General features: G+C 46.9%; 21 protein-coding genes and 1 pseudogene. 17 read left to right on the top strand and 5 right to left on the bottom strand.

Annotation, left to right across the window (positions count from 1 at the left end):
• The first annotated feature begins 3 nt into the window (after positions 1 to 3).
• The 10 genes and pseudogenes from AVZ68_RS11985 (at position 4) to AVZ68_RS11940 (ending at position 11,140) form a co-directional block, all read left to right on the top strand.
• Positions 4 to 1,128, top strand: coding sequence for an NAD(P)/FAD-dependent oxidoreductase (locus tag AVZ68_RS11985; RefSeq protein ID WP_059104889.1), 1,125 nt, complete (start codon positions 4 to 6; stop codon positions 1,126 to 1,128).
• Between the two features lie 275 nt (positions 1,129 to 1,403).
• Positions 1,404 to 2,309 carry an arginase gene (rocF, locus tag AVZ68_RS11980; RefSeq protein ID WP_059104801.1) on the top strand — a complete coding sequence of 302 codons (906 nt, stop codon included), beginning with the start codon at positions 1,404 to 1,406 and terminating at the stop codon, positions 2,307 to 2,309.
• Between the two features lie 41 nt (positions 2,310 to 2,350).
• On the top strand, positions 2,351 to 3,556 hold the full coding sequence (locus AVZ68_RS11975) for an ornithine--oxo-acid transaminase (RefSeq protein WP_059104800.1): 1,206 nt from the start codon (positions 2,351 to 2,353) through the stop codon (positions 3,554 to 3,556).
• Between the two features lie 349 nt (positions 3,557 to 3,905).
• Positions 3,906 to 4,388, top strand: coding sequence for a hypothetical protein (locus tag AVZ68_RS11970; protein WP_059104799.1), 483 nt, complete (start codon positions 3,906 to 3,908; stop codon positions 4,386 to 4,388).
• A complete protein-coding gene (locus tag AVZ68_RS11965) occupies positions 4,385 to 6,094 on the top strand; it encodes a GMC family oxidoreductase N-terminal domain-containing protein (RefSeq protein WP_059104798.1) in 1,710 nt (569 codons plus the stop codon). The genes AVZ68_RS11970 and AVZ68_RS11965 overlap by 4 nt, the downstream gene beginning before the upstream one ends.
• A 153-nt stretch (positions 6,095 to 6,247) precedes the next feature.
• On the top strand, positions 6,248 to 6,367 hold the full coding sequence (locus AVZ68_RS19870; RefSeq protein WP_082676553.1) for a YjcZ family sporulation protein: 120 nt from the start codon (positions 6,248 to 6,250) through the stop codon (positions 6,365 to 6,367).
• Positions 6,368 to 6,546: 179 nt separating this feature from the next.
• Positions 6,547 to 6,663: pseudogene (locus tag AVZ68_RS21065) on the top strand (ABC transporter permease); the annotation flags it as partial.
• A gap of 204 nt (positions 6,664 to 6,867) precedes the next feature.
• Positions 6,868 to 8,559: a dihydroxy-acid dehydratase gene (gene ilvD / locus AVZ68_RS11955; RefSeq protein WP_059104796.1), complete on the top strand. Its 1,692-nt coding sequence runs from the start codon at positions 6,868 to 6,870 to the stop codon at positions 8,557 to 8,559.
• A gap of 424 nt (positions 8,560 to 8,983) precedes the next feature.
• Positions 8,984 to 9,871, top strand: a complete 888-nt coding sequence (locus AVZ68_RS11950; RefSeq protein WP_059104795.1) for a glycine betaine ABC transporter substrate-binding protein — start codon at positions 8,984 to 8,986, stop codon at positions 9,869 to 9,871.
• A gap of 315 nt (positions 9,872 to 10,186) precedes the next feature.
• On the top strand, positions 10,187 to 11,140 hold the full coding sequence (locus AVZ68_RS11940) for an alpha/beta hydrolase (RefSeq protein WP_082676550.1): 954 nt from the start codon (positions 10,187 to 10,189) through the stop codon (positions 11,138 to 11,140).
• A gap of 168 nt (positions 11,141 to 11,308) precedes the next feature.
• Here AVZ68_RS11940 and AVZ68_RS11935 read toward each other — a convergent pair whose 3' ends face one another.
• The 3 genes from AVZ68_RS11935 to AVZ68_RS11925 all read right to left on the bottom strand — a co-directional run bounded on the left by AVZ68_RS11935 (position 11,309) and on the right by AVZ68_RS11925 (position 12,844).
• The gene (locus tag AVZ68_RS11935) at positions 11,309 to 11,668 is read right to left on the bottom strand and encodes a DUF1516 family protein (RefSeq protein ID WP_059104793.1); all 360 of its coding nucleotides are present in this window, start codon (positions 11,666 to 11,668) and stop codon (positions 11,309 to 11,311) included.
• A gap of 37 nt (positions 11,669 to 11,705) precedes the next feature.
• Entirely contained in the window at positions 11,706 to 12,137 is a 432-nt protein-coding gene (locus tag AVZ68_RS11930) for a GNAT family N-acetyltransferase (protein WP_059104792.1), read from the bottom strand.
• Positions 12,138 to 12,253: 116 nt separating this feature from the next.
• Positions 12,254 to 12,844, bottom strand: a complete 591-nt coding sequence (locus AVZ68_RS11925; protein WP_059104791.1) for an NAD(P)H-dependent oxidoreductase — start codon at positions 12,842 to 12,844, stop codon at positions 12,254 to 12,256.
• Positions 12,845 to 13,324: 480 nt separating this feature from the next.
• Here AVZ68_RS11925 and AVZ68_RS11920 point away from each other — a divergent pair, with 480 nt between their 5' ends.
• The 7 genes from AVZ68_RS11920 (at position 13,325) to AVZ68_RS11890 (ending at position 17,352) form a co-directional block, all read left to right on the top strand.
• A complete protein-coding gene (locus AVZ68_RS11920) occupies positions 13,325 to 13,678 on the top strand; it encodes a c-type cytochrome (protein ID WP_157404644.1) in 354 nt (117 codons plus the stop codon).
• A 187-nt stretch (positions 13,679 to 13,865) separates the two neighbouring features.
• Complete coding sequence (locus tag AVZ68_RS11915; RefSeq protein ID WP_059104790.1) at positions 13,866 to 14,294, top strand: hotdog fold thioesterase; 429 nt, start codon at positions 13,866 to 13,868, stop codon at positions 14,292 to 14,294.
• A 190-nt stretch (positions 14,295 to 14,484) separates the two neighbouring features.
• Positions 14,485 to 14,709, top strand: coding sequence for a twin-arginine translocase TatA/TatE family subunit (gene tatA / locus AVZ68_RS11910; RefSeq protein ID WP_059104789.1), 225 nt, complete (start codon positions 14,485 to 14,487; stop codon positions 14,707 to 14,709).
• Between the two features lie 21 nt (positions 14,710 to 14,730).
• Entirely contained in the window at positions 14,731 to 15,462 is a 732-nt protein-coding gene (gene tatC / locus AVZ68_RS11905) for a twin-arginine translocase subunit TatC (RefSeq protein ID WP_059104788.1), read from the top strand.
• A 219-nt stretch (positions 15,463 to 15,681) separates the two neighbouring features.
• The gene (locus tag AVZ68_RS11900; protein ID WP_059104787.1) at positions 15,682 to 16,539 is read left to right on the top strand and encodes an MBL fold metallo-hydrolase; all 858 of its coding nucleotides are present in this window, start codon (positions 15,682 to 15,684) and stop codon (positions 16,537 to 16,539) included.
• A gap of 103 nt (positions 16,540 to 16,642) precedes the next feature.
• The gene (locus tag AVZ68_RS11895) at positions 16,643 to 16,867 is read left to right on the top strand and encodes a hypothetical protein (RefSeq protein ID WP_059104786.1); all 225 of its coding nucleotides are present in this window, start codon (positions 16,643 to 16,645) and stop codon (positions 16,865 to 16,867) included.
• 71 nt (positions 16,868 to 16,938) lie between these two features.
• The gene (locus AVZ68_RS11890; protein ID WP_245628122.1) at positions 16,939 to 17,352 is read left to right on the top strand and encodes a thiol-disulfide oxidoreductase DCC family protein; all 414 of its coding nucleotides are present in this window, start codon (positions 16,939 to 16,941) and stop codon (positions 17,350 to 17,352) included.
• Between the two features lie 57 nt (positions 17,353 to 17,409).
• On the opposite strand, the gene AVZ68_RS11885 is transcribed toward AVZ68_RS11890, so the two are convergent.
• Together AVZ68_RS11885 and AVZ68_RS11880 are read right to left on the bottom strand one after the other, a co-directional pair.
• On the bottom strand, positions 17,410 to 18,027 hold the full coding sequence (locus AVZ68_RS11885) for an NUDIX hydrolase (RefSeq protein ID WP_059104785.1): 618 nt from the start codon (positions 18,025 to 18,027) through the stop codon (positions 17,410 to 17,412).
• A 25-nt stretch (positions 18,028 to 18,052) separates the two neighbouring features.
• Positions 18,053 to 19,027 carry an MBL fold metallo-hydrolase gene (locus AVZ68_RS11880; protein WP_059104784.1) on the bottom strand — a complete coding sequence of 325 codons (975 nt, stop codon included), beginning with the start codon at positions 19,025 to 19,027 and terminating at the stop codon, positions 18,053 to 18,055.
• Positions 19,028 to 19,161: the final 134 nt, after the last annotated feature.

Raw genomic sequence — 19,161 nt, 5'->3', positions numbered from 1 at the left:
TTAGTGAAATCATATATTGTCATTGGTGCGGGCATTTTAGGTGCATCGGCCGCTTATCATTTAGCGAAGACAGGAGCGCATGTTACGCTTATTGATCGTGAGGAGCCTGGGCAAGCAACAAGAGCTGGAGCAGGCATTATCTGTCCGTGGCTGACAAGGCGCCGTAATCAAATTTGGTACACGCTTGTTAAAAAAGGAGCGGCCTTTTACCCACAGCTGCTTGCAGAATTGGAAGCGCTTGGCGAAACGAATACAGGATACGCGAAGGTTGGCGCGATTCGCCTTCACGATGCAGAGGAAGAATTGGAGCGAGTACTGGAAATTGCTGAAGAACGGAAGGCAGATGCACCGGAGATGGGCGTCATCACGAAGCTGTCTCCACAGAAAACAAAGGCGCTTTTTCCGCCTTTGGACCCAGCGTATGGATCGATTCATATTAGCGGCGCGGCAAGAGTAAAGGGACAGGTGCTGTGCGAATCGCTCATTCGAGCTGCAAAAAAGCTTGGGGCCGAAACAGTGAACGCCGATGTCAAGTTAATTGAAGAAGGGCAGACGATTAAAGGCGTGAGATCAGAAGATCAAGAGTGGCGGGTAGACAAAGTGATTTTAACAGGCGGGGCCTGGGCGAAGTCCCTCTTAAAGCCGCTCCATCTTCAATTTTACCTGCGGCCCCAAAAAGCGCAGATCGTCCATCTCGATCTGCCTCGGGCACAGACAGATGCCTGGCCGGTCGTCATCCCTCCTGGCAACCAGTACTTGCTTGCCTTCGGAGGCGGCCACATTATTGCAGGCGCGACACATGAGAACGATGCAGGTTTTGACTCTCGAGTGACGGCCGGAGGGGTCAATGATGTGCTCGGAAAGCTGCTAAAAGTGGCGCCTGGGCTCGCCGAGGCCACATGGATAGAAACACGAGTTGGCTTTCGGCCGGTGACGCCAGACTCCGTTCCGGTAATGGGAATGTGGCCGCCGTACAGTGGCTTAGTGATTGCCAATGGTCTTGGCGCATCTGGCTTAACGGCAGGTCCGTATTTTGGCAGCCAATTGGCTAAGCTAGCACTTGGCGTGGAGCTGGAGCTTAACTTAGCAGACTACGACCTAGCAAAAGCGATTCAGGTGATGGAGTGAGCACTCTTCTGGAACACGATAGAAAACACATCTGCTAAAATTCGTGATTGTTAGAAACTTGAGCCTAATTTTTCGCTGTTTTAAGCAAGGTTAGGCTTCAAGGAGTCGCTTGCTATTTTAGTAGAGAAATGATCACAGCATAATGATTGCAAACAAATTGAAAGCGTTTTAAAATGAAATATATTATAGTGCTAAAAAAAGCCTTTTTCATAGATCTATACATTGGGCACAAGTTTGGCACTGGACTGTATTTGTTCTGAGAGGAGTTAAGGTTGATGAAACAATGTAAAAAAGTATCGGTCATAGGCGTTCCGATGGATTTAGGCCAAAAGCGCCGAGGGGTTGACATGGGCCCAAGCGCGATGAGGTATGCAGGGTTAATTGAAGAAATACAATCGCTGGGCTATGAGGTGAAAGACCACGGGGATATCCCCATTCATAGACCTGGAACAAGTGATACAAAACCGGGGCAGTTAGAGAATTTGCCTGAGGTTCTTAACGTTAGTGAGGAGTTAAGAAAGAAAGTCAAAGAAATGGAAGCACAGCAGAGTTTTCCGCTTATTTTAGGTGGAGATCATAGTATAAGCATTGGTTCTATCGCAGGGCTCAGAGAGGACTATGAAAATCTTGGCGTGATTTGGTATGATGCCCATCCCGATTTAAATACGGAAGAAACGTCCCCATCGGGAAATATTCACGGGATGCCTTTAGCTGTAAATATAGGGGTAGGACACCCGAGTTTGACGAATCTTGGAGGATTGGCTCCGAAAATAAAGCCTGAAAACGTTGTAATCATAGGTGCACGTTCCATTGATGAGGGGGAAAAAGAACTCATTAAAGAAAAAGGCATAAACGTCTATACCATGCATGACCTTGACAGAAGAGGGATGACAAGGATTATTGAAGAAACGATCGCGTATTTAGCAAGTCGAACAGACGGCGTTCATCTAAGCTTTGATTTGGACAGTATTGACCCGGTAGATGCACCGGGGGTAGGGACACCTATCCTTGGAGGGATTTCGTACCGAGAAAGTCATTTAGCGCTTGAGATGTTAGCTGAATCAGAACTCATCACTTCTGCAGAGTTCGTTGAAATTAACCCTATTCTAGATAATAAAAACCAAACGGCAGATGTTGCGGTTGCTTTAGTGACGTCGTTATTAGGGAAAAAACTACTATAAATCACGCTTGACTCTTGGGTTAGAAAAAGGGAGGAACTGACATGACAGAGAAGAAAACAACCACTTCTTCAATTATTGAAAAAACGGAAAGCCTCGGGGCAAACAACTATCAACCCCTTCCTATTGTTATTTCCGAAGCAAAGGGCGCATGGGTAAAAGATCCAGAAGGAAACGAGTATTTAGATATGCTGAGTGCATACTCAGCTGTCAATCAAGGCCATTGTCATCCTAAAATCATTCAAGCCCTAAAAGACCAAGCAGACAAAATCACGCTCACATCAAGAGCTTTTCATAACGACCAATTGGCTCCATTCTATGAGAAGGTCTCTCGCCTTACAGGGAAAAATATGATCTTACCGATGAATACGGGGGCCGAGGCGGTTGAATCGGCGGTAAAAGTAGCGCGGCGATGGGCTTATGATGTAAAAGGAGTACCCGACAGCCAAGCGGAAATCATTGTTTGTGAAAATAATTTTCATGGGCGGACGATGACAGCGGTGTCTCTATCATCTAATAACGAATACAAACGGGGATTTGAACCGATGCTGCCGGGGATAAAAATCATTCCTTATGGTGATATACACGCTTTGGAGGCAGCTATTACTCCCAATACGGCTGCCTTCTTACTTGAGCCGATTCAAGGAGAAGCAGGGATTATTATTCCTAAAGAAGGCTTCCTGAACGAAGCGTATCAACGATGTAAACAAGAGAATGTGTTGTTCATCGCTGATGAAATTCAAGCTGGTTTAGGCCGTTCTGGGAAGTTGTTTGCCTGCGATTGGGAAGGTGTAAAACCAGATATGTATATTTTAGGAAAAGCTTTAGGTGGAGGCGTATTTCCGATTTCTGTTATTGCCGCGGATCGAGACATTCTAGGAGTGTTTGAACCTGGCTCTCATGGATCAACCTTTGGAGGGAATCCATTAGCCTGTGCCGTGTCGGTCGCGGCACTTAACGTGATGGAAGAAGAAAAATTGGTGGAACGTTCGCTGGAACTTGGGAATTATCTGTTAGGTCAATTAAAGGCCATTCAAAACCCAATCATTACCGATGTACGCGGGAGAGGATTATTCATTGGAATGGAGTTAAATCAACCGGCTAGAGCCTATTGTGAACAACTAAAAGAGGAAGGGCTCTTATGTAAGGAAACGCACGAAACGGTTATCCGTTTTGCGCCACCTTTGGTTATTAGCAAAACCGATTTAGATTGGGCAATTGAAAAAATACACAAAGTGTTGGCGGGATAAATCCAATTTTATTTAAGCAAATGCGGGGCGACCTATAAGCTTTCGTGGCGGAAAGGTGAACCCCGCTATCCAAAGGGGCCTGCGTATGACTTTGTGCTAACTGCTCGTAACCTCAGTAAAAAAGGCGGCAGTCTTCGAGGTTGGTCATAAAAAAGGGAACGGATGAATACAGTAGTAGAAAAATTGAAAGAGGTGAAGCATCATCGATCCTTCTACCCGTCCCGAAGAGTATCTGCAGGCAACCTTCCAGGCTCTTACCGATGCCTTACTCCCTTCAATACCCGGGTTTGATTCTGGACACTTTTTTAGTGTTTCGGACAGGGAGGTTCATGAATACATCATCTATGCGTTGGATCACTACATTTCGATTCAGCAACAGCTGCATCACACCGACATCCCCCTCGCTTATCCTACAGCCATTATGTTAGATCGTGCGTCTATGCAGCTTGTGAATGCCGAGCAGGCACAAGCCTCTTCGCATGGGTCATTCCCCGGTGGGGGGATGTTCTCTTTTCTTTCCCGCCAAGATCGAATTGGAACATTATCTACACTAGAGGCGCTCGACATTGACCTTTACTTACTACCATCCCCTTATCAAAATAATGCAGGACTTATCAAACATGTGATCGATGCACTGAATCGCTTCTCCATGTTCGGTTATTATTCGGAGTGGTCGGCTTACGGTTCGACGCGCTTATACCCGCCGGATCATCGACGCCTCGAATCTTTTCCTTTAAGTTGGCAACAGGTGGGATACCCAGGTGTGTCTTTCGGTTATCGTGATTTTCGTGGGTTTTTATTAATAATGGGCAGAGATGAGGAGGACGAATGAAGACAGACCCTGATGTGATTGTCATTGGAGCTGGCGGCGGTGGGCCCGTTATGGCCAAAGAACTTGGAGAACTAGGAATTCGTGTGCTGGTTCTCGAAGCCGGCCCATGGTATGGAAATAGAAAATGGCCTGAACCTAATAAAAACCGGGGGGAGACAACAGAAAGTTCTGATCCAGAAGAGTTGGATGGTTCCCTTTATCGCAGGCAGTTGACAAGACTTGAAAATGATATGAATGATGTCGTTAGCGGTAAGTTCCGCTGGGGCCCGGCTGACCGCAGACGTACACGATGGTACAGGAACATTCCTGATCCGGCGTTGCTGTGGCAAAATGCCGGGATTGGGGGAACCACCCTTCATTACTATGCCAACTCCCCACGTGCGTTTCCGCAAGCGATCAATAACGTATGGCCCATCACATATGATGAGCTCGTCCCCTACTATGAAAAAGTGGAAAACCTATTACCTGTTGAATTTGCGCCGACGACAGCGAAAGAAGCACTTTTTTATTACGGAGCAGAAAAGGCGGGTTTTCCCCTTAATCAAACCTTAGATGCAACGACCAGTGGGTACCGTCCGCAACCGAATGCAATCTTGCCCCCGAATGAACATTTAATGGACCCTACCTATTCTTTAGAAGAACTAAGCCATATGGAAGGATGTACGTTAAGTGGTCATTGCGGGCAAGGATGTCCTTATGGTCCCACGCTTGAAAAGACGGCGAAGCGTTCAACCAATGTTAGCTATGTCCCCCTAGCGATGAAGACAGGGAATGTGACGTTCAGGCCGAATACGTTTGTCACGAAGGTATTAACAGAGCAGCAGGCGAGCGGTGGTTGTCGTGCGGTAGGGGTTCAAGTTCGAGATACGTGGACAGGTGAAATCGAAGAGTTGCGCGCAAACGTGGTCGTCATGGCGGCTGGTTGTGTAGAAACCCCGCGCCTTTGGCTGAACTCTGAGTTGCCGCGCAACCCCTGGGTAGGAAGAGGCTTGACGAATCACTATATGGACACGGTGACAGGGACGTTTGATGAGCAAACGTTAATGAAAATCATAGGGAGCTCAGCTATTAACCCATTTATTGGCCACACGTCAGGCGCCAGGCTTGATTATCCCGGTCTAGGGATGATTGAAAACCTTGGAGAAAGCCCCGGCTTGACAGCTCAACTGCTTTTTGGATTCAGTCAAGCAGGCTATCACCGTAAGCGTCAACCTAGTTCAGATATATGGAATCGACGAGGAAGAATCATCGGTTCTGAATTGCAAGACGCCATGAAAGACTATAGAAAAACGCTCAGTCTTCTCATTATTACAGGCGACGAAGTGCAGTATCGAAACAGAGTGGAGTTGGACCCCCATATTAAAGATGAACATGGAGCGGTCCCACGTGTCCACTATACACCAAGCAAACGAGATGAAAAGAAACGAGATCAATTAGTGAACATAGCAACGAATCTTTTACAAAAAGCAGGGGCGAACAACGTGCATCGAAGCGACCTAGCACCCAATTTATATATTCATTTAGAAAGCACGATGCGGATGGGTTTTGTCACTGATTCGTCATGTGAAGCTTATCAGGTGGAACGTCTCTACATTGCCGACAATAGCGTCCATTATAATTCACTTGGAGGTCCCAATCCGACCTTAACGACGCAAGCGCTTGCCACGCGCACAGCTGAAAAATTAGCTGACAAGTATTATAGTTAAACGTGTAAAAGTAAAGGGTTCGATCGTTCAAGCTTGAGAGACTAAGGACTGCACTCTATGGCCATTTATTTTCCGCTTCTCCTGCTCAAAAGCCCGGTCAATCATTAACTTTCCTCATATCTTATTATTAGCAATAGGAAAGGAGGAAACGAAATGTCTTATGGAGCTGGAGGCGGAGCCGGAGCTGGATCAGGATTCGCATTAATTGTTGTCTTGTTTATCTTGCTTGTTATTATCGGGGCTTCTTATGTTGGTGGCGGCGGCTACTGCTAAACCACCCGTTTGATTCCAAATAAAAAATTCCTAACTAAGCTTGTAGACTGCATGGTTTCCTGGGCAGGTCTACAAGCCTTTTTGCTTTGGAGGAATGCTAAAGAGGAACGATGCGGATCATACAATGGCGATGGTGATTCTCTTGTTATTTGTTGTCAGTACAGAACTTCCCAAATCGTCCAAGGATGATGACCGGTATGATCATTGCAGGCGCCAATCCGGTGGAAGCGGTCCACTATCCATGGCTTATTGTTTTTGCGATCACCAGTTCAGCTGCCATACGATCATCCTCTTAAGCATATTGACGCATTCGTTCAGGATGGAAGGGATCTTAGAATCAACAAGTAGAGAAACGCCGGGGAAAGAGGGGGAGTGGTTAGTTGCCCATCTGAACCAGTAATCATGTTTTGTGCTTTTATAAAAAGGGTAGAAGAAATGGATAGCAGTAAGAACAGTCAGAACACTGCCAGTTTCCTGAGCAGCAGAAAGGATGAGTGACGATGGAGAATGAATCGAAAGACCTGCGCATCCGCAGCAAAGTCATAAGCGATAGCGAAAAGCGCGCCCCGAACCGAGCGATGCTTCGCGCGGTCGGGTTTCGCGATGAGGACTTCAAGAAGCCAATGATTGGCATAGCCAGTACCTGGAGCGAGGTGACGCCCTGCAATGTTCATATTGATCAGCTTGCAGAGGGAGCGAAAAAAGGGGCAAGAAACGAAGGTGGGTCGCCACTAATTTTTAACACCATTACAGTCTCTGACGGGATATCCATGGGCCATGAAGGCATGCGCTATTCGTTGCCAAGCCGGGAAGTGATCGCTGACTCGATTGAGACCGTCGTCGGTGCCGAGCGCCTAGATGGGGTCGTCGCTATTGGTGGCTGTGACAAGAATATGCCTGGTTGTATGATTGCGATTGGCCGCTTGAATCTTCCCGCTGTTTTTACATACGGAGGGACCATCTCCCCCGGCAAATCAAAGGAAGGCAAAGATCTTGACATCGTTTCCGTGTTTGAGGCCGTCGGCCAGAGAAATGCCGGCAATCTCGACGAAGCGTCTTTGAAGGAGATTGAGTGCCACGCATGCCCGGGAGCTGGCTCTTGCGGCGGCATGTATACAGCGAATACGATGGCGTCGGCGATTGAAGCGATGGGAATGAGCTTGCCGGGCAGTGCTTCTAATCCGGCTGAATCGAGCGAGAAACGGGAGGATGTGGAAAAAGCAGGAGAAGCGGTCGTTGAGCTTTTGAGAAAGGACATTTACCCTCGAGACATTATGACGAAAGAAGCATTTGAAAACGCGATTACGGTTGTCATGGCTCTTGGCGGCTCCACAAATGCCTTTTTACATTTGTTGGCGATGGCACATGCCGTCGATGTGGAGTTGACGCTCGATGACTTTGAAGAAGTGCGTAAGCGCGTGCCGCATGTGGCTGACCTGAAGCCGAGTGGTCGGTATGTGATGCAGGATTTGCACAACGTCGGGGGCGTGTCGGCCGTGATGAAAGCATTACTTGAAGCAGGGCTGCTTCACGGTGATTGCCTAACGGTTACGGGCAAGACGCTCGCAGAAAATTTAGCGGAACAGCCAGGGCTCAAGGAAGGACAGAAAATTATTCGTGCGTTAAGCGAGCCGGTTCGCGCATCTGGCCCGCTCTATGTGCTCAAGGGGAATCTTGCTCCAGAGGGCGCGGTCGCCAAAATGTCTGGCCTTGCAATCTCAAGCATGACCGGCCCTGCGAAAGTGTTTGATACGGAAGAAGAAGCAACGGAGGCGGTGTTGAACCATGAGATTGTGGCAGGAGACGTCCTCGTTATTCGCTATTGCGGGCCAAAAGGCGGTCCTGGAATGTCGGAGATGCTTTCGATTACAGGTATCATCGTTGGTAAAGGCTTAGGAGAGAAGGTCGCGCTCCTCACCGACGGGCGTTTTTCCGGCGGGACCCATGGCCTAGTGGTTGGCCATGTCGCACCAGAAGCACAGGTCGGTGGTCCGATCGGTCTGCTGAAAACGGGCGATATAGTGACGATTGATAGCGAAGCGCAGGAGCTGTCGGTGGACGTGTCCGAGGAGGCATTACAGCAGCGCCTAGCGGAATGGTTCGCGCCGCCGCTGCGCTATAAACGAGGGGTGCTTCATAAGTACGCGAGGCTCGTATCGTCGGCTTCGAAGGGAGCGGTAACGGATCTGTAGAAATCTGCGTAAGGTCGGGGAAGAATCATTTTCTCTCCGACCTTTTTTATCCGGAAACTGCAAGGAACGTGGCCGGGATGATGTTACTTCTACCATTTGAAACGCCCTCCTTAAGTTTTTAAACAAAAGGTGTGTTCACTTGAAGGTAGCCTTCATGTTAAAGAACGTTTGATCGGTCGTCAATGAAAAGGTGAAGCGAGTGGGGGATGTCCTTGAATTCTTATAGCCCCTTCCTTTCGAAAAACGCCAACCTGAATTCGACAAAATTCAGCGACTCCTCTATAATCTTAATAAAGTAGAAAAGAAGGCCCATAACACAAAATCACTGTTAGGCGGGTCTCGGTCATTTGAACGTTTCTCATAAATGGTTTAATAACGTAGAATGAGGAACGTACTGATGTACATACAAAGAGGAGGATCAAATTTGAAAAACTACTGGTTACTAGGGGCAAGTCTTGCGGCCGTGATGACACTGAGCGCTTGTGGCGATTCAGAGGAGAATAGCGCGGAAAACGAAGGCGGAGAAGGCGCCCCTGGGGAAAGCACTTCTATTGAACTAGGTTATGTTCAATATGCAGAGAGTATTGCCATGGCGAGTGTATGGGAAATTTTATTAACTGAACAGGGCTATGATGTAAATATGACAACAATGGAAAAACAATTTCTTTTCTCAGGCGTGGAAAATCATGAAATCGATATCGCCTTTTCAGCTTGGATGCCATTTACCGACGCGAATTTGTTAGAGGGCAAGGAAGACTCAATCGTTATTCACGATCCTTGGTTTGAAGGGACAAGCTTAGGTCTTGTTGTCCCGGAATATATGGAAGGTGTTAACACCATCACCGATTTAAATGATCAGGTAGAGGAACTTAGTGGTGAGATTACCGGGATTGATGCCGGAGCGGCACTTACAGAACGTACATACGAAGTGATTGATCACTATGAACTTGATTTTGAGCTAATCGAGTCTTCGGAGAGCACAATGATAGCTGCTCTTGATGCGGCCTACGAAGATGAAGAACCGATTGTCGTCACGCACTGGAGTCCGCACTGGTCCTTTGCTGAATATGACATGAACTATTTAGAAGATCCAGATGGTGTCTACGGAGAAGAAGACAGTATCTACTTTATGGCCAATGCTGATTTTGATGAAGAGCACAGCGAGGTAACAGAACTGATGAACAACGCGTACCTAGAAGAAGAGGAGCTTTCTGAACTACTCGCTTTGACGAAGGAGCCAGGTAGTGAAGCAGAAGGGGCGCAGGAATGGATCGATAACAATCGAGACATTGTCGACGAGTGGTTGGAATAAAAGAGGAAGTCATGTAAAGACTTTGCCATGTAGCTTTTTAAAAAGTGGCCGGTTGTCGGTGACAGAAAAAAGTCCTACATTTAACCATTGGTAGAGTACCAAAGAAACCGCTTGAATGAGAGCGGTTTTTTTGTCGGGCTGCGGCATCCATTCGCTCGAGGTTTCTTCACGACGCCAGATCAAGCCAAATTCGGGCTTAATATTGCCGTCACTCCAGAACTTGTCGCTCGTGAGCAACCCGCCTGCGCTTTTCAGTTTGCCGGGTGGAATGATAAGATCAACATCATAAACGCACGTTTTGGGAGGAGAGTCAACATGAGCAAAAAAGGAAATCGTTCGTTTTCATGGGGATGCGCCGCTGCGCTAGCCGTAGGCGGAGCGCTGATTGGAGCGAGCGCTTACTTTTATAAGGTTGCTGTCAAACGAGAGGAAGAAAAAACGTTTTTGCTTGAGCACGAGAATTTGGAACGTGTTTTTGATGAGACCCACACGTTAGAAAGGGAACAATGGCTTTGTGGACAGGCTGTAGAAGATGTGTTTATTCAGTCGAAGGATGGTTTACGTCTGCATGCCCTATACATAGCTTCACCGGTGCGGACGAAAAAAACCATTATTCTCGCCCATGGCTATACGGGAGTTTCTTCGGAAATGGGCAGTCTTGCGCGGCTGTACCTTGAAGACCATCAGTACAACATTCTCATGCCAGATAATCGTGGCCATGGACGAAGCCAGGGAGACTATGTGGGGTTTGGTTGGCCGGATCGCCTGGATTTCTTGCAGTGGATAGACTACACGATTCAAAGGACGGGTACTGACTCGAGTGTTGTGCTCCACGGCATTTCCATGGGCGGAGCCACGGTGCTGATGACGAGCGGAGAGAAGCTTCCTCCACAAGTTAAAGCAGTGATTTCAGATTGTGCGTACACCTCGGCGGAGGACATTCTTTCGTATCATCTCAAACAAATGTATCGACTGCCGCGTTTCCCAATTCTATACACGACAAGCCTATGGACGAAGATGAGAGCTGGTTATTGTTTTCGGGAGGCGTCAGCGCTCAATCAAGTGAAAAAAGCGCAGGTCCCAATTTTGTATATTCACGGCGAAAAGGACACCTTTGTGCCAAGAGAAATGGTCTATTCATTGTTTCAGGCCACAGGATCGGACAAAGAGCTGCTAATCGTCCCTTATGCGGAACACGGACATTCCTTTGATACAAACCCCGTAATGTACGAGCGCAAGGTACGGGATTTTTTGGAAGAGCATGTATAGAGCTCTCAATGCTGAGTTACGAAAGAGGTTTATTTAATTTCATTTACCATAAAAGAAATAGATCAAAGGCTATCAACAAGCGAATCAATCGTCTAAACACCTAGTCGAAAGCTATTGTATCTCAAAAAAGAGAGAACTGACTGAACCGTCAATTCTCTCTTATTGTTTCTACCAGACGAGATACCATCCAAGAGGAAGAAACAGACCCATCGCAATGGTAGCGCCAAGCAGAACTCCAAAGCCTGTCCAATGGAAGAAGCCTAGGTCCCCTTGTCTCCGGTGCATCAGAAAGATTTCCATAAACCCCATCGTAAGAACACCAAGAAGGAATTTGAACATCCTTCCAAACGTAATCGGCATCACCGGTAAGAGCAATATGCCCGTCAAAAGGACGAGGAGATAGGAGAGACGTAGCAGTTGATGAAGAACAAGCGCTGTTTTGCGTTTTTGTATCTTGTAAAAAATATTAACAAAAGCGAAGAGTAAGAACGTGAGCAAAAGCGATAGCAAGTGATTGAGCGTAATCATTAGAGCCCCCTAATACGAGCGACAAATTGGTACACAGTCACATCTCTTTTTTCATCAGAAGATGAGGAATGCCATCCTCGATAAATACCTCGGAGGCTGTTTTATAGCCAAGTCTATGATAAAAGCCTTCTGCGTGTTGCTGGCCATGAAGCTTTGCGGCGGCTACTCCTTTTTGTCGTGCCACGTCTTCAAGGCCTTTGACGATCACTTTTCCTATTCCTTTAGCCCGGTAAGCTTTGCAGATGCAAATGCGCTCCAGCTTACCAACGTTTTCTACGTAACGAATCCTTCCTGTTCCAACAGCTTCTCCGTTTAAGGTGACAAGCAAATGATCACAGTCCGCTTCGAGTTGGTCAAATGAATCAAATTCATCTTCGACAGGGCAGTGCTGCTCGTCGACGAACACTTCTTTACGAATCGCAAAGGCTCGTTCCAAATCGTTCTCATTGTCAATAAGTATGACGTTCATCCTAATCAATCCTTTATTTCGTATTTTCTAGAAGAGCTTATGAAATGAGAAAAGGCGATGCAAGTATTAAGCATGAAAAAAGAGTACAATAATCAGTAGCATCTTATAAACAGCAGCTACGTACTTAGCAAATACGTATGGATTTCCCTCAGAAAGCTCCGCCGCCGCTCCTCCGTGCCCGTTGGGGTCTCATCGCAATTGAGCCAGTGCCCGTTTAAGAGCCCGACCTCTTCAAAGGTCCCGTTAATCAGCGTCCCCTCGATTGGGTTGCCATATTTCTGTCGGAGTTCCGTTGTTTTCGCTTCTGAAGTGGTAATCACGGTTGTCTTCTGAATAGTTAAGAGGGGGACAAGTCGCTCGCTTCCTTCTTCCCCAAACTCAAAAGCAAAGCCAGGAAGAAACACTTTCTCGAAAAAGCCTTTAAGAATTGTTGGCAGGCCATACCACCAAATGGGGAAGATCAGGACAATCTCATCCGAGTTTTGAATAATGGTTTGGTACTGCCTCACGCTTTCTTCGACAAACGCTCCTTGGTCGTAAAGCGAGAGTTCTTCTTGATTAAGGATGGGATTAAACTGTTCTTGATTCAAGTCAATCAGCTCGGACGTTTTCCCTTTTTGTTGGAACGTCTCTTTTGTCGTTTTAAGAATTTCCGCATTAAAACTTGTTTTGTTGTTGGGGTGGGCGTAAACAATTATTGCTTGCATCAATCAACATCCTTTCTACCTGGAGCTTATACAAAAAACGAATAGACGACAACCCCCCTTGTACTAGACGCTTCTTTTTACCTTTCAACCATGAGGTTGAAACCTTCTGTGGTGAGAATCGAAACGGTATAAAATGTCTTTATGTTGCTCCATGCCAAGAGCGTGGCAGTTCTATGCCTGCGGCTTCCCAACAGCGGTTATCTTCGCCCTTTTGGGTGATACACGCGAGCACGACACTGAATCGCATCACTCCTGCTGCAATTAGCGTTATGAGCGTAAAATCTGCGCCACTGTGCCGAGTGAGAAAAGGAGGGTTGATTTTGGCCGGGGCAGGAGGACGTTCTGGTTAAATTGTATTGCAGAGGCACGGCGCATGACAATGATTCGACAAATGAACAAAAAAGAAGTGACAAGACTCGCATGAGATTGCCGTAACAGGGTAAACTTAAAGGGAGTTCTATTTTATAAGGAGGGACACAGATGAAAATCAAAACGCTAGTCTCCGTTTTAGGAATGGCGCTTGTTCTAACGGCTTGTGGAGGCGGAACTGACGAGTCGGAAGAAAACACTGGAGCCCCAGAGGAGGAACCGGCGCAAGAAGAAAACGGGGGCGGAGATTTTGATGCTCAAGCGGCAGAAGAGAGTTATCAGTCGAGCTGTATTCAGTGCCACGGGGACAACCTTGAGGGGATGCAGGGTCCAGCCCTTACCGGTACTGACTTAAGCACAGATGAAATTGTGGATATCATTCAGAATGGACAAGGCAGCATGCCTGCAGTAGACCTACCTGATGATGAAGCCGAAAATTTGGCGAAGTGGATCCAAGATCAGTAGGAGCAACCAAGTTGTACGGCCTGACTCTTCAAAAAAGGGACGGGCCGTATTTTAATGAGTAAGGCTGCTGGGCATAACAGATCGTTTGACTCCCTTTCATTCGGTGAGCGGTCACTTTGTGCAACCGCCTTCATTATGCTAAAATGAATGAGTATTCACCATACTCAAGCGAAGGGGAGAGGGTTGGATGGTTGAAAAGGTAAACGAAGAGCAGGTGGCCTACTTACAAGAACGCTCGAAAGACTCGCTGGTCGGCTTGTTAGACATTACGTTTGACGAGCTGAAGTTGGATAAAGTTGTCATGTCGATGCCTGTTGGGCCGAAAACTCATCAGCCGTACGGCATCTTGCATGGAGGCGCGTCTGTGGTTTTAGCTGAAACGGCGGCTTCGGTTGCAACAGGGTTGAACGTCGACCCTGAAACAAAGATCGCCGTTGGCTTGGAGATCAATGCCAACCATGTTCGCAGCAAATCGGAAGGGGTCGTGACGGCGACGGCTACTCCTTTGCATAAAGGGCGGACGACCATGATATGGGAGATCAAGATCACAGATGAAGCAAAGAAACTCGTTTGCGTATCTCGCTGCACGATGGCGGTTTTGGATAAGCCAATCTAAACAGGGAATGGTATGTTTCCCGGAGGCTACTTGATTTAAGTAGTCTTTTTTGTCGTGTTCATCCATTTAGGTCATGAACAAATGAGTTTTTCTGCGCTTAAAACCTGTAATAATGGACATTAAATAGGGCAAGTTAAGAGCGTATCAATATTCTAGGTTCGGTATCAACCTAAAAAAAGGAGAGGTTACGATGGGTATCCCAAACATTGGTGTACCAGGGCTAATCATTATATTAGTCATTACATTAATTATTTTCGGACCGAAGAAATTACCGGAAATTGGAGCTGCCTTTGGACAAACACTTGCTGAATTCAAAAAATCGGCGAGCAACTTGATGAGTGATATGGACGCTGGATCCGAACAGGAAAACACCAATCATACGTCCAATGCAGAAAAAAAAGATCCACGATCTTAACTATTCAGGGGGATTCCAACCATGCATCAAGAATCATTAGACGAGCAGTCACTGGTCGAGCATATCACGGACTTGAGGAAAGCGATTATTACTTCTGTGCTTTTCTTCGCGATGTGTTTTGTATTCATATTGGTGTTTATGAATCAGGTAATTCCAATATTGACGTCGGAAGACAAGCTGATTATGCATGGGCCTCTTGATGTGATACGCTTTTACACAGGCATTGCGGGGAGTCTGAGTTTGGGCTTTTCCGCGCCTGTGATTGGCTATCAAATCTGGAAATTTGCTAGGCCTGCTTTGACTGATCGAGAGAATAAAACCGCTTTATCTTTTATTCCGGGGATTTTTATCAGTTTTCTTACCGGGATTGGGTTTGGTTTCTTTGTGATTTTCCCTACCGTATTCGGTTTTCTAATGAATTTAGGAACCAAGAACTTCGGCATGATGATCACAGCAAAAGAATATTTTTCTTTTATGATGATGACGACGATTCCGCTTGGATTTTTGTTCGAAATCCCGCTTTTATTAATGTTTTTAACAGCGGTTGGCATGGTGACTCCGACAAAGTTAGCAGAGATCCGAAAGTATGGCTATGTGCTAATGGCCGTCCTATCTGCCTTAATTACACCGCCAGACTTTATTTCGCAACTCATGGTGTTAACTCCTCTAATTCTTCTGTATGAGCTGGGCGTCTTGCTTTCAAAATGGATGTACAGACGTAAAATGGGAGCTGGAAACGAAGCGGAAGCGTAAACACCATTTGAAGCTCATACTTACGAAAGGCGCGCAAATTTTCCATGCAACCATTCAAATCGAAGAGGGAGGATTGGTCCAGCGACGCAGGGGTTCCGTAGCGGTTGGGCTTTCATAGGTGACCTGCTGGTTGCGAGAAAAAGCAGGCGGGATGGAACTCCACATAAAAGCTCAATAAATGCCCATACTAGCAGGAGAAAATCACTGAGGAGTGGAGACATGGATATTGTCAAGTACGACCATACAGCACCTGATGAATTGAAAATACCGATGACTTCGGCACATGATGGTTTATTTCAGAAAGTAACCGAAGATGTATACTGCCTGACGGTGGATATTGTCAACGTTTGTATGATTGGCGATCCGAACCAGCCCTTTGGCTGGGTGTTAGTGGATACAGGCATGCCTGGTAAAGCGAAAGAAATCCTCACAGCGCTTGAAGAAAACTTTGGCAAGGCACATCCGGCGAAATTCATCGTGTTAACGCATGGTCATTTTGATCATGTAGGTGCTGCACACGACCTTGCAGAGCTGTGGAGCGTTCCGATTTATGCCCATGAAGAGGAGCTTCCGTACGTCACAGGCCAAAAGAGCTATCCTGAACCTGATTCGTCCGTAGAAGGCGGCATGGTGGCGAAGCTTTCAAAGACGTTTCCTAACGATCCCATTCAGCTCGACGACTACGTTCAACCGCTTCCCGCAAATCTTGCTGTGCCAGGTGGCGAGAATGAGTGGACGTGGATCGATGTCCCGGGACACTCCCCAGGACAGATTGCTCTGTTCCGGGAAAAAGATGGCGCGCTCTTATCCGCCGATGCCGTCATTACCGTAAAGCAGGATTCCCTTTACAAAGTGCTCACACAAGAGCAGGAAATTCAAGGACCGCCCCGCTATTTCACAATGGATTGGAAAGAGGCAAAGGCCTCAGCAAAAAAACTACAGGAACTTAAGCCACACTTTCTTGTACCGGGTCATGGACTGCCGATGTTTGGAGAAGAGCTAGAAGAAGGACTTCACATGCTCGTGGAAAAGTTTGATGAGCTGGCCAAACCGGACCATGGGAAATACGTGAATTAAATTAAATGATGCCCCTCTGTCGGCTGGATGCCTGCGGAGGTTTTCGTATGCAACATTGAGTTGAGGCATATACTGTTCTAGGACACGGGAAGGCGGGGTTCTAGTGGAAGATTTTCTAAGGATTCTCAAACGCAAAGTAAGCGTTCTACCATTAAAATATACGATCAATAATCAACGAATGGAAAAAGAGCTCGAGGAAATTGCCGCGCTGATTGAGGAAAAGTTGAACGACTGCTATTCAGAAGAGTTTCAGCTCGAAAGAATACTCAGACGGTTACTTGCTGAGGAACGCAAGCGGGCTTCTTCAGATCAAGGCGAAAAGAGGTAGCGAGTTTTCAGCGTGGGTAGGGATGACGGTTGAAGCGGCGCCGGTCGTTTACGCGGATAGAGGGGGTTTGCATGATGCGTTCAGAGGAAATAGAGGAAGGAAAGGAGAAGATGCTGGTGGACAATCATATTGTCTTTTATGACGCAGAGTGCCCATTGTGCCGTAGTGTCAAGGCTGTGGTGCAAAAGCTGGATTGGAAAAGGGAGTTGGCCTGGTATCCTGTGCAGGAGGTGGACGAGGCAACGCAAGCAAAGGCAAATGCGCACAAGGATATGTATGATGAAATCTATATGTTGACAAAAGACGAGGATGTTTTAACGGGCTATTACACGGTACGTAAAATTCTTTCTCTTCTCCCGGTCACAAGGCCTCTTACTGCAGTACTCTATTTTCCACTTATCTCTAAAATTGGCGATTTGGCCTATCGTTTTATCTCTACCCGCCGCTACCGCTGGTTCGGGCGTGTAGCATACACCCGCTCGTAAGCTGGAGCGGGTGTTCTTCTTCCATCTAACGTGCTCGTCAGATGGAACGCCTAAGTATTAATCTAAATGAACAGGGTTTTCGGAATTTCTTGCCTTTTTAAAGGCCATCTCAATTTGTGATTCGGTGTTCCGGCTTAGAGATAATGCTGGAAGTTCATTTTCAGAAAAAAACTCAACAGCACTTGTTTCTATGCCTTCCATTGCTTGCCCTCCAACGATTTCACATTGGATGAATAGCTTGTACGTGTGATAAGGAGAAGGAGGGTGCGGGTAGCACTTCTTATCAAGAACACCCAACAATCGGATCGCTTTTACATCGAACCCTGATTCCTCCTTGACTTCTTTTACCGCAACTTCACTTGGTGTTAATCCGATGTCCGCCCAGCCACCAGGAAGTGCCCAGCTGTCATCCGTGTTTTCTTTAACCATTAGTAGTTTATTCTCTCTTAAGATGACCGCTCGAATATCGACTTTCGGAGTGGCATACCCCGTTTCATTGGCAAACAAATCGGTAATGGCTGTCTGATCGACTTCAGTGTGGTGTGCCATAATTTCTGTGCTGATCGTTCGGATTAACTCAAATCTCTCCAGATCGTATACGTCTTTTGAATACGTCAGTCCCGCCTGTGCAATGGATTGGAGCTGTTTCGCCCAGTCCAGCCATTTTGGTTCCATTTAGCGTCACCCCTTTTTACATTTTTCATCTCGCTACCCGATAATGCAAAACTCCATCCCGCTTTTCTTTGGTTACTTCATTATAAGCCTCTAAATAATCCAAATGGCCAATGACCTCGGACATAACAAGAACAAACTGATTTTTATACGTTTCGCCATAGTAATTCGAGGCAAGGTCACTGGCTGTTGTATGTCCTTTTGCGACCAACTTTTTGAACTGCTCCGCTTTTTGTTCTGTTCTTGTTAGCCGTTTTTGAATCAAGCGGGAAGGGTCCGTAATGAGCGCTCCATGTCCAGCGTAAACCCTTTGCAGTGGGTAGTTCAAGCATTTTTGTAGAGATGCCCTTTGCTGCATAACGGAAGGCAGCCGCACGCCGTTCACATCTGGTTCAACGAGGGCATTGCTTGAAATATGTCCCACGAGCAAATCACCTCCAAAGAGAGAATGGCTCCGAGGTTCATAGAAGGCGATCTGGTCTGGCGCATGGCCGGGCACATGAATCGGTGTAAGGCCAAATAACGGTTCCTCGGGATGAATCACTCGTACCTCTTGTTCAATGGCACGCTCGGCGTTCTTAAGTAGAGCCTCTTGCAAGTGCTCAATTTGAGCGGCCCCCGCCTGATTGCAGCCCATCTCGGCATACAGTTCTTCAAAAAAGTCGATGCGCATGCGGAGAAAGTCAGGGTCTCGTTTTAGACGTGGAACCGCTTGCTTATGAGCGTACACCGGAACAGGATGACGGTCGGTAATCCGGTTGACGAGGCCAATGTGATCAATATGATGATGAGTCAATACAATCGACGTTATGTCCCTGAGGGTGTATCCGTTTTCAGGGAGGGTGCTCTGCAGTGCTTGCCAACAGCTCTCGTCATCGGCCCCCGCATCAAGAAGGAGAAGACCGGTCTTCCCTTCAAGAAGATAAAAATTAAACGTTTTCAGTCCATAAGAAGCAGGAGCTTCAATGGGGATGATCTTTGCTATATCAAGTTCAAGAGACATGAATCAATCACAGCCTTTCAAAACGGTAGTACCATCAGTATAGCAAAGGTGCTGTAGATTTTCCGAAAAATCGTATGGACGGGAAACCATATTCAAGCTCAACGTGGGTCTGCCGGCATCGCTGCTTACACAAA

The sequence above is a fragment of the Shouchella shacheensis genome, from assembly GCF_001484965.1.
In the GTDB taxonomy this organism is placed as follows: Bacteria; Bacillota; Bacilli; order Bacillales; family Bacillaceae_D; genus Shouchella; species Shouchella shacheensis.
The sequence above is the reverse complement of the archived record's forward strand: the minus strand, read 5'-3'. Positions and strand labels throughout refer to the sequence as shown.

What these genes read in the sequence shown, in the direction of transcription:
- rocF (WP_059104801.1), top strand. Translation starts at nt 1,404, where the DNA reads ATGAAACAATGTAAAAAAGTATCGGTCATAGGCGTTCCGATGGATTTA.
- AVZ68_RS11975 (WP_059104800.1), top strand. Translation starts at nt 2,351, where the DNA reads ATGACAGAGAAGAAAACAACCACTTCTTCAATTATTGAAAAAACGGAA.
- AVZ68_RS11965 (WP_059104798.1), top strand. Translation starts at nt 4,385, where the DNA reads ATGAAGACAGACCCTGATGTGATTGTCATTGGAGCTGGCGGCGGTGGG.
- AVZ68_RS19870 (WP_082676553.1), top strand. Translation starts at nt 6,248, where the DNA reads ATGTCTTATGGAGCTGGAGGCGGAGCCGGAGCTGGATCAGGATTCGCA.
- ilvD (WP_059104796.1), top strand. Translation starts at nt 6,868, where the DNA reads ATGGAGAATGAATCGAAAGACCTGCGCATCCGCAGCAAAGTCATAAGC.
- AVZ68_RS11940 (WP_082676550.1), top strand. Translation starts at nt 10,187, where the DNA reads ATGAGCAAAAAAGGAAATCGTTCGTTTTCATGGGGATGCGCCGCTGCG.
- AVZ68_RS11935 (WP_059104793.1), bottom strand. Translation starts at nt 11,668, where the DNA reads ATGATTACGCTCAATCACTTGCTATCGCTTTTGCTCACGTTCTTACTC.
- AVZ68_RS11930 (WP_059104792.1), bottom strand. Translation starts at nt 12,137, where the DNA reads ATGAACGTCATACTTATTGACAATGAGAACGATTTGGAACGAGCCTTT.
- AVZ68_RS11925 (WP_059104791.1), bottom strand. Translation starts at nt 12,844, where the DNA reads ATGCAAGCAATAATTGTTTACGCCCACCCCAACAACAAAACAAGTTTT.
- AVZ68_RS11920 (WP_157404644.1), top strand. Translation starts at nt 13,325, where the DNA reads ATGAAAATCAAAACGCTAGTCTCCGTTTTAGGAATGGCGCTTGTTCTA.
- AVZ68_RS11915 (WP_059104790.1), top strand. Translation starts at nt 13,866, where the DNA reads ATGGTTGAAAAGGTAAACGAAGAGCAGGTGGCCTACTTACAAGAACGC.
- tatA (WP_059104789.1), top strand. Translation starts at nt 14,485, where the DNA reads ATGGGTATCCCAAACATTGGTGTACCAGGGCTAATCATTATATTAGTC.
- tatC (WP_059104788.1), top strand. Translation starts at nt 14,731, where the DNA reads ATGCATCAAGAATCATTAGACGAGCAGTCACTGGTCGAGCATATCACG.
- AVZ68_RS11900 (WP_059104787.1), top strand. Translation starts at nt 15,682, where the DNA reads ATGGATATTGTCAAGTACGACCATACAGCACCTGATGAATTGAAAATA.
- AVZ68_RS11890 (WP_245628122.1), top strand. Translation starts at nt 16,939, where the DNA reads ATGATGCGTTCAGAGGAAATAGAGGAAGGAAAGGAGAAGATGCTGGTG.
- AVZ68_RS11885 (WP_059104785.1), bottom strand. Translation starts at nt 18,027, where the DNA reads ATGGAACCAAAATGGCTGGACTGGGCGAAACAGCTCCAATCCATTGCA.
- AVZ68_RS11880 (WP_059104784.1), bottom strand. Translation starts at nt 19,027, where the DNA reads ATGTCTCTTGAACTTGATATAGCAAAGATCATCCCCATTGAAGCTCCT.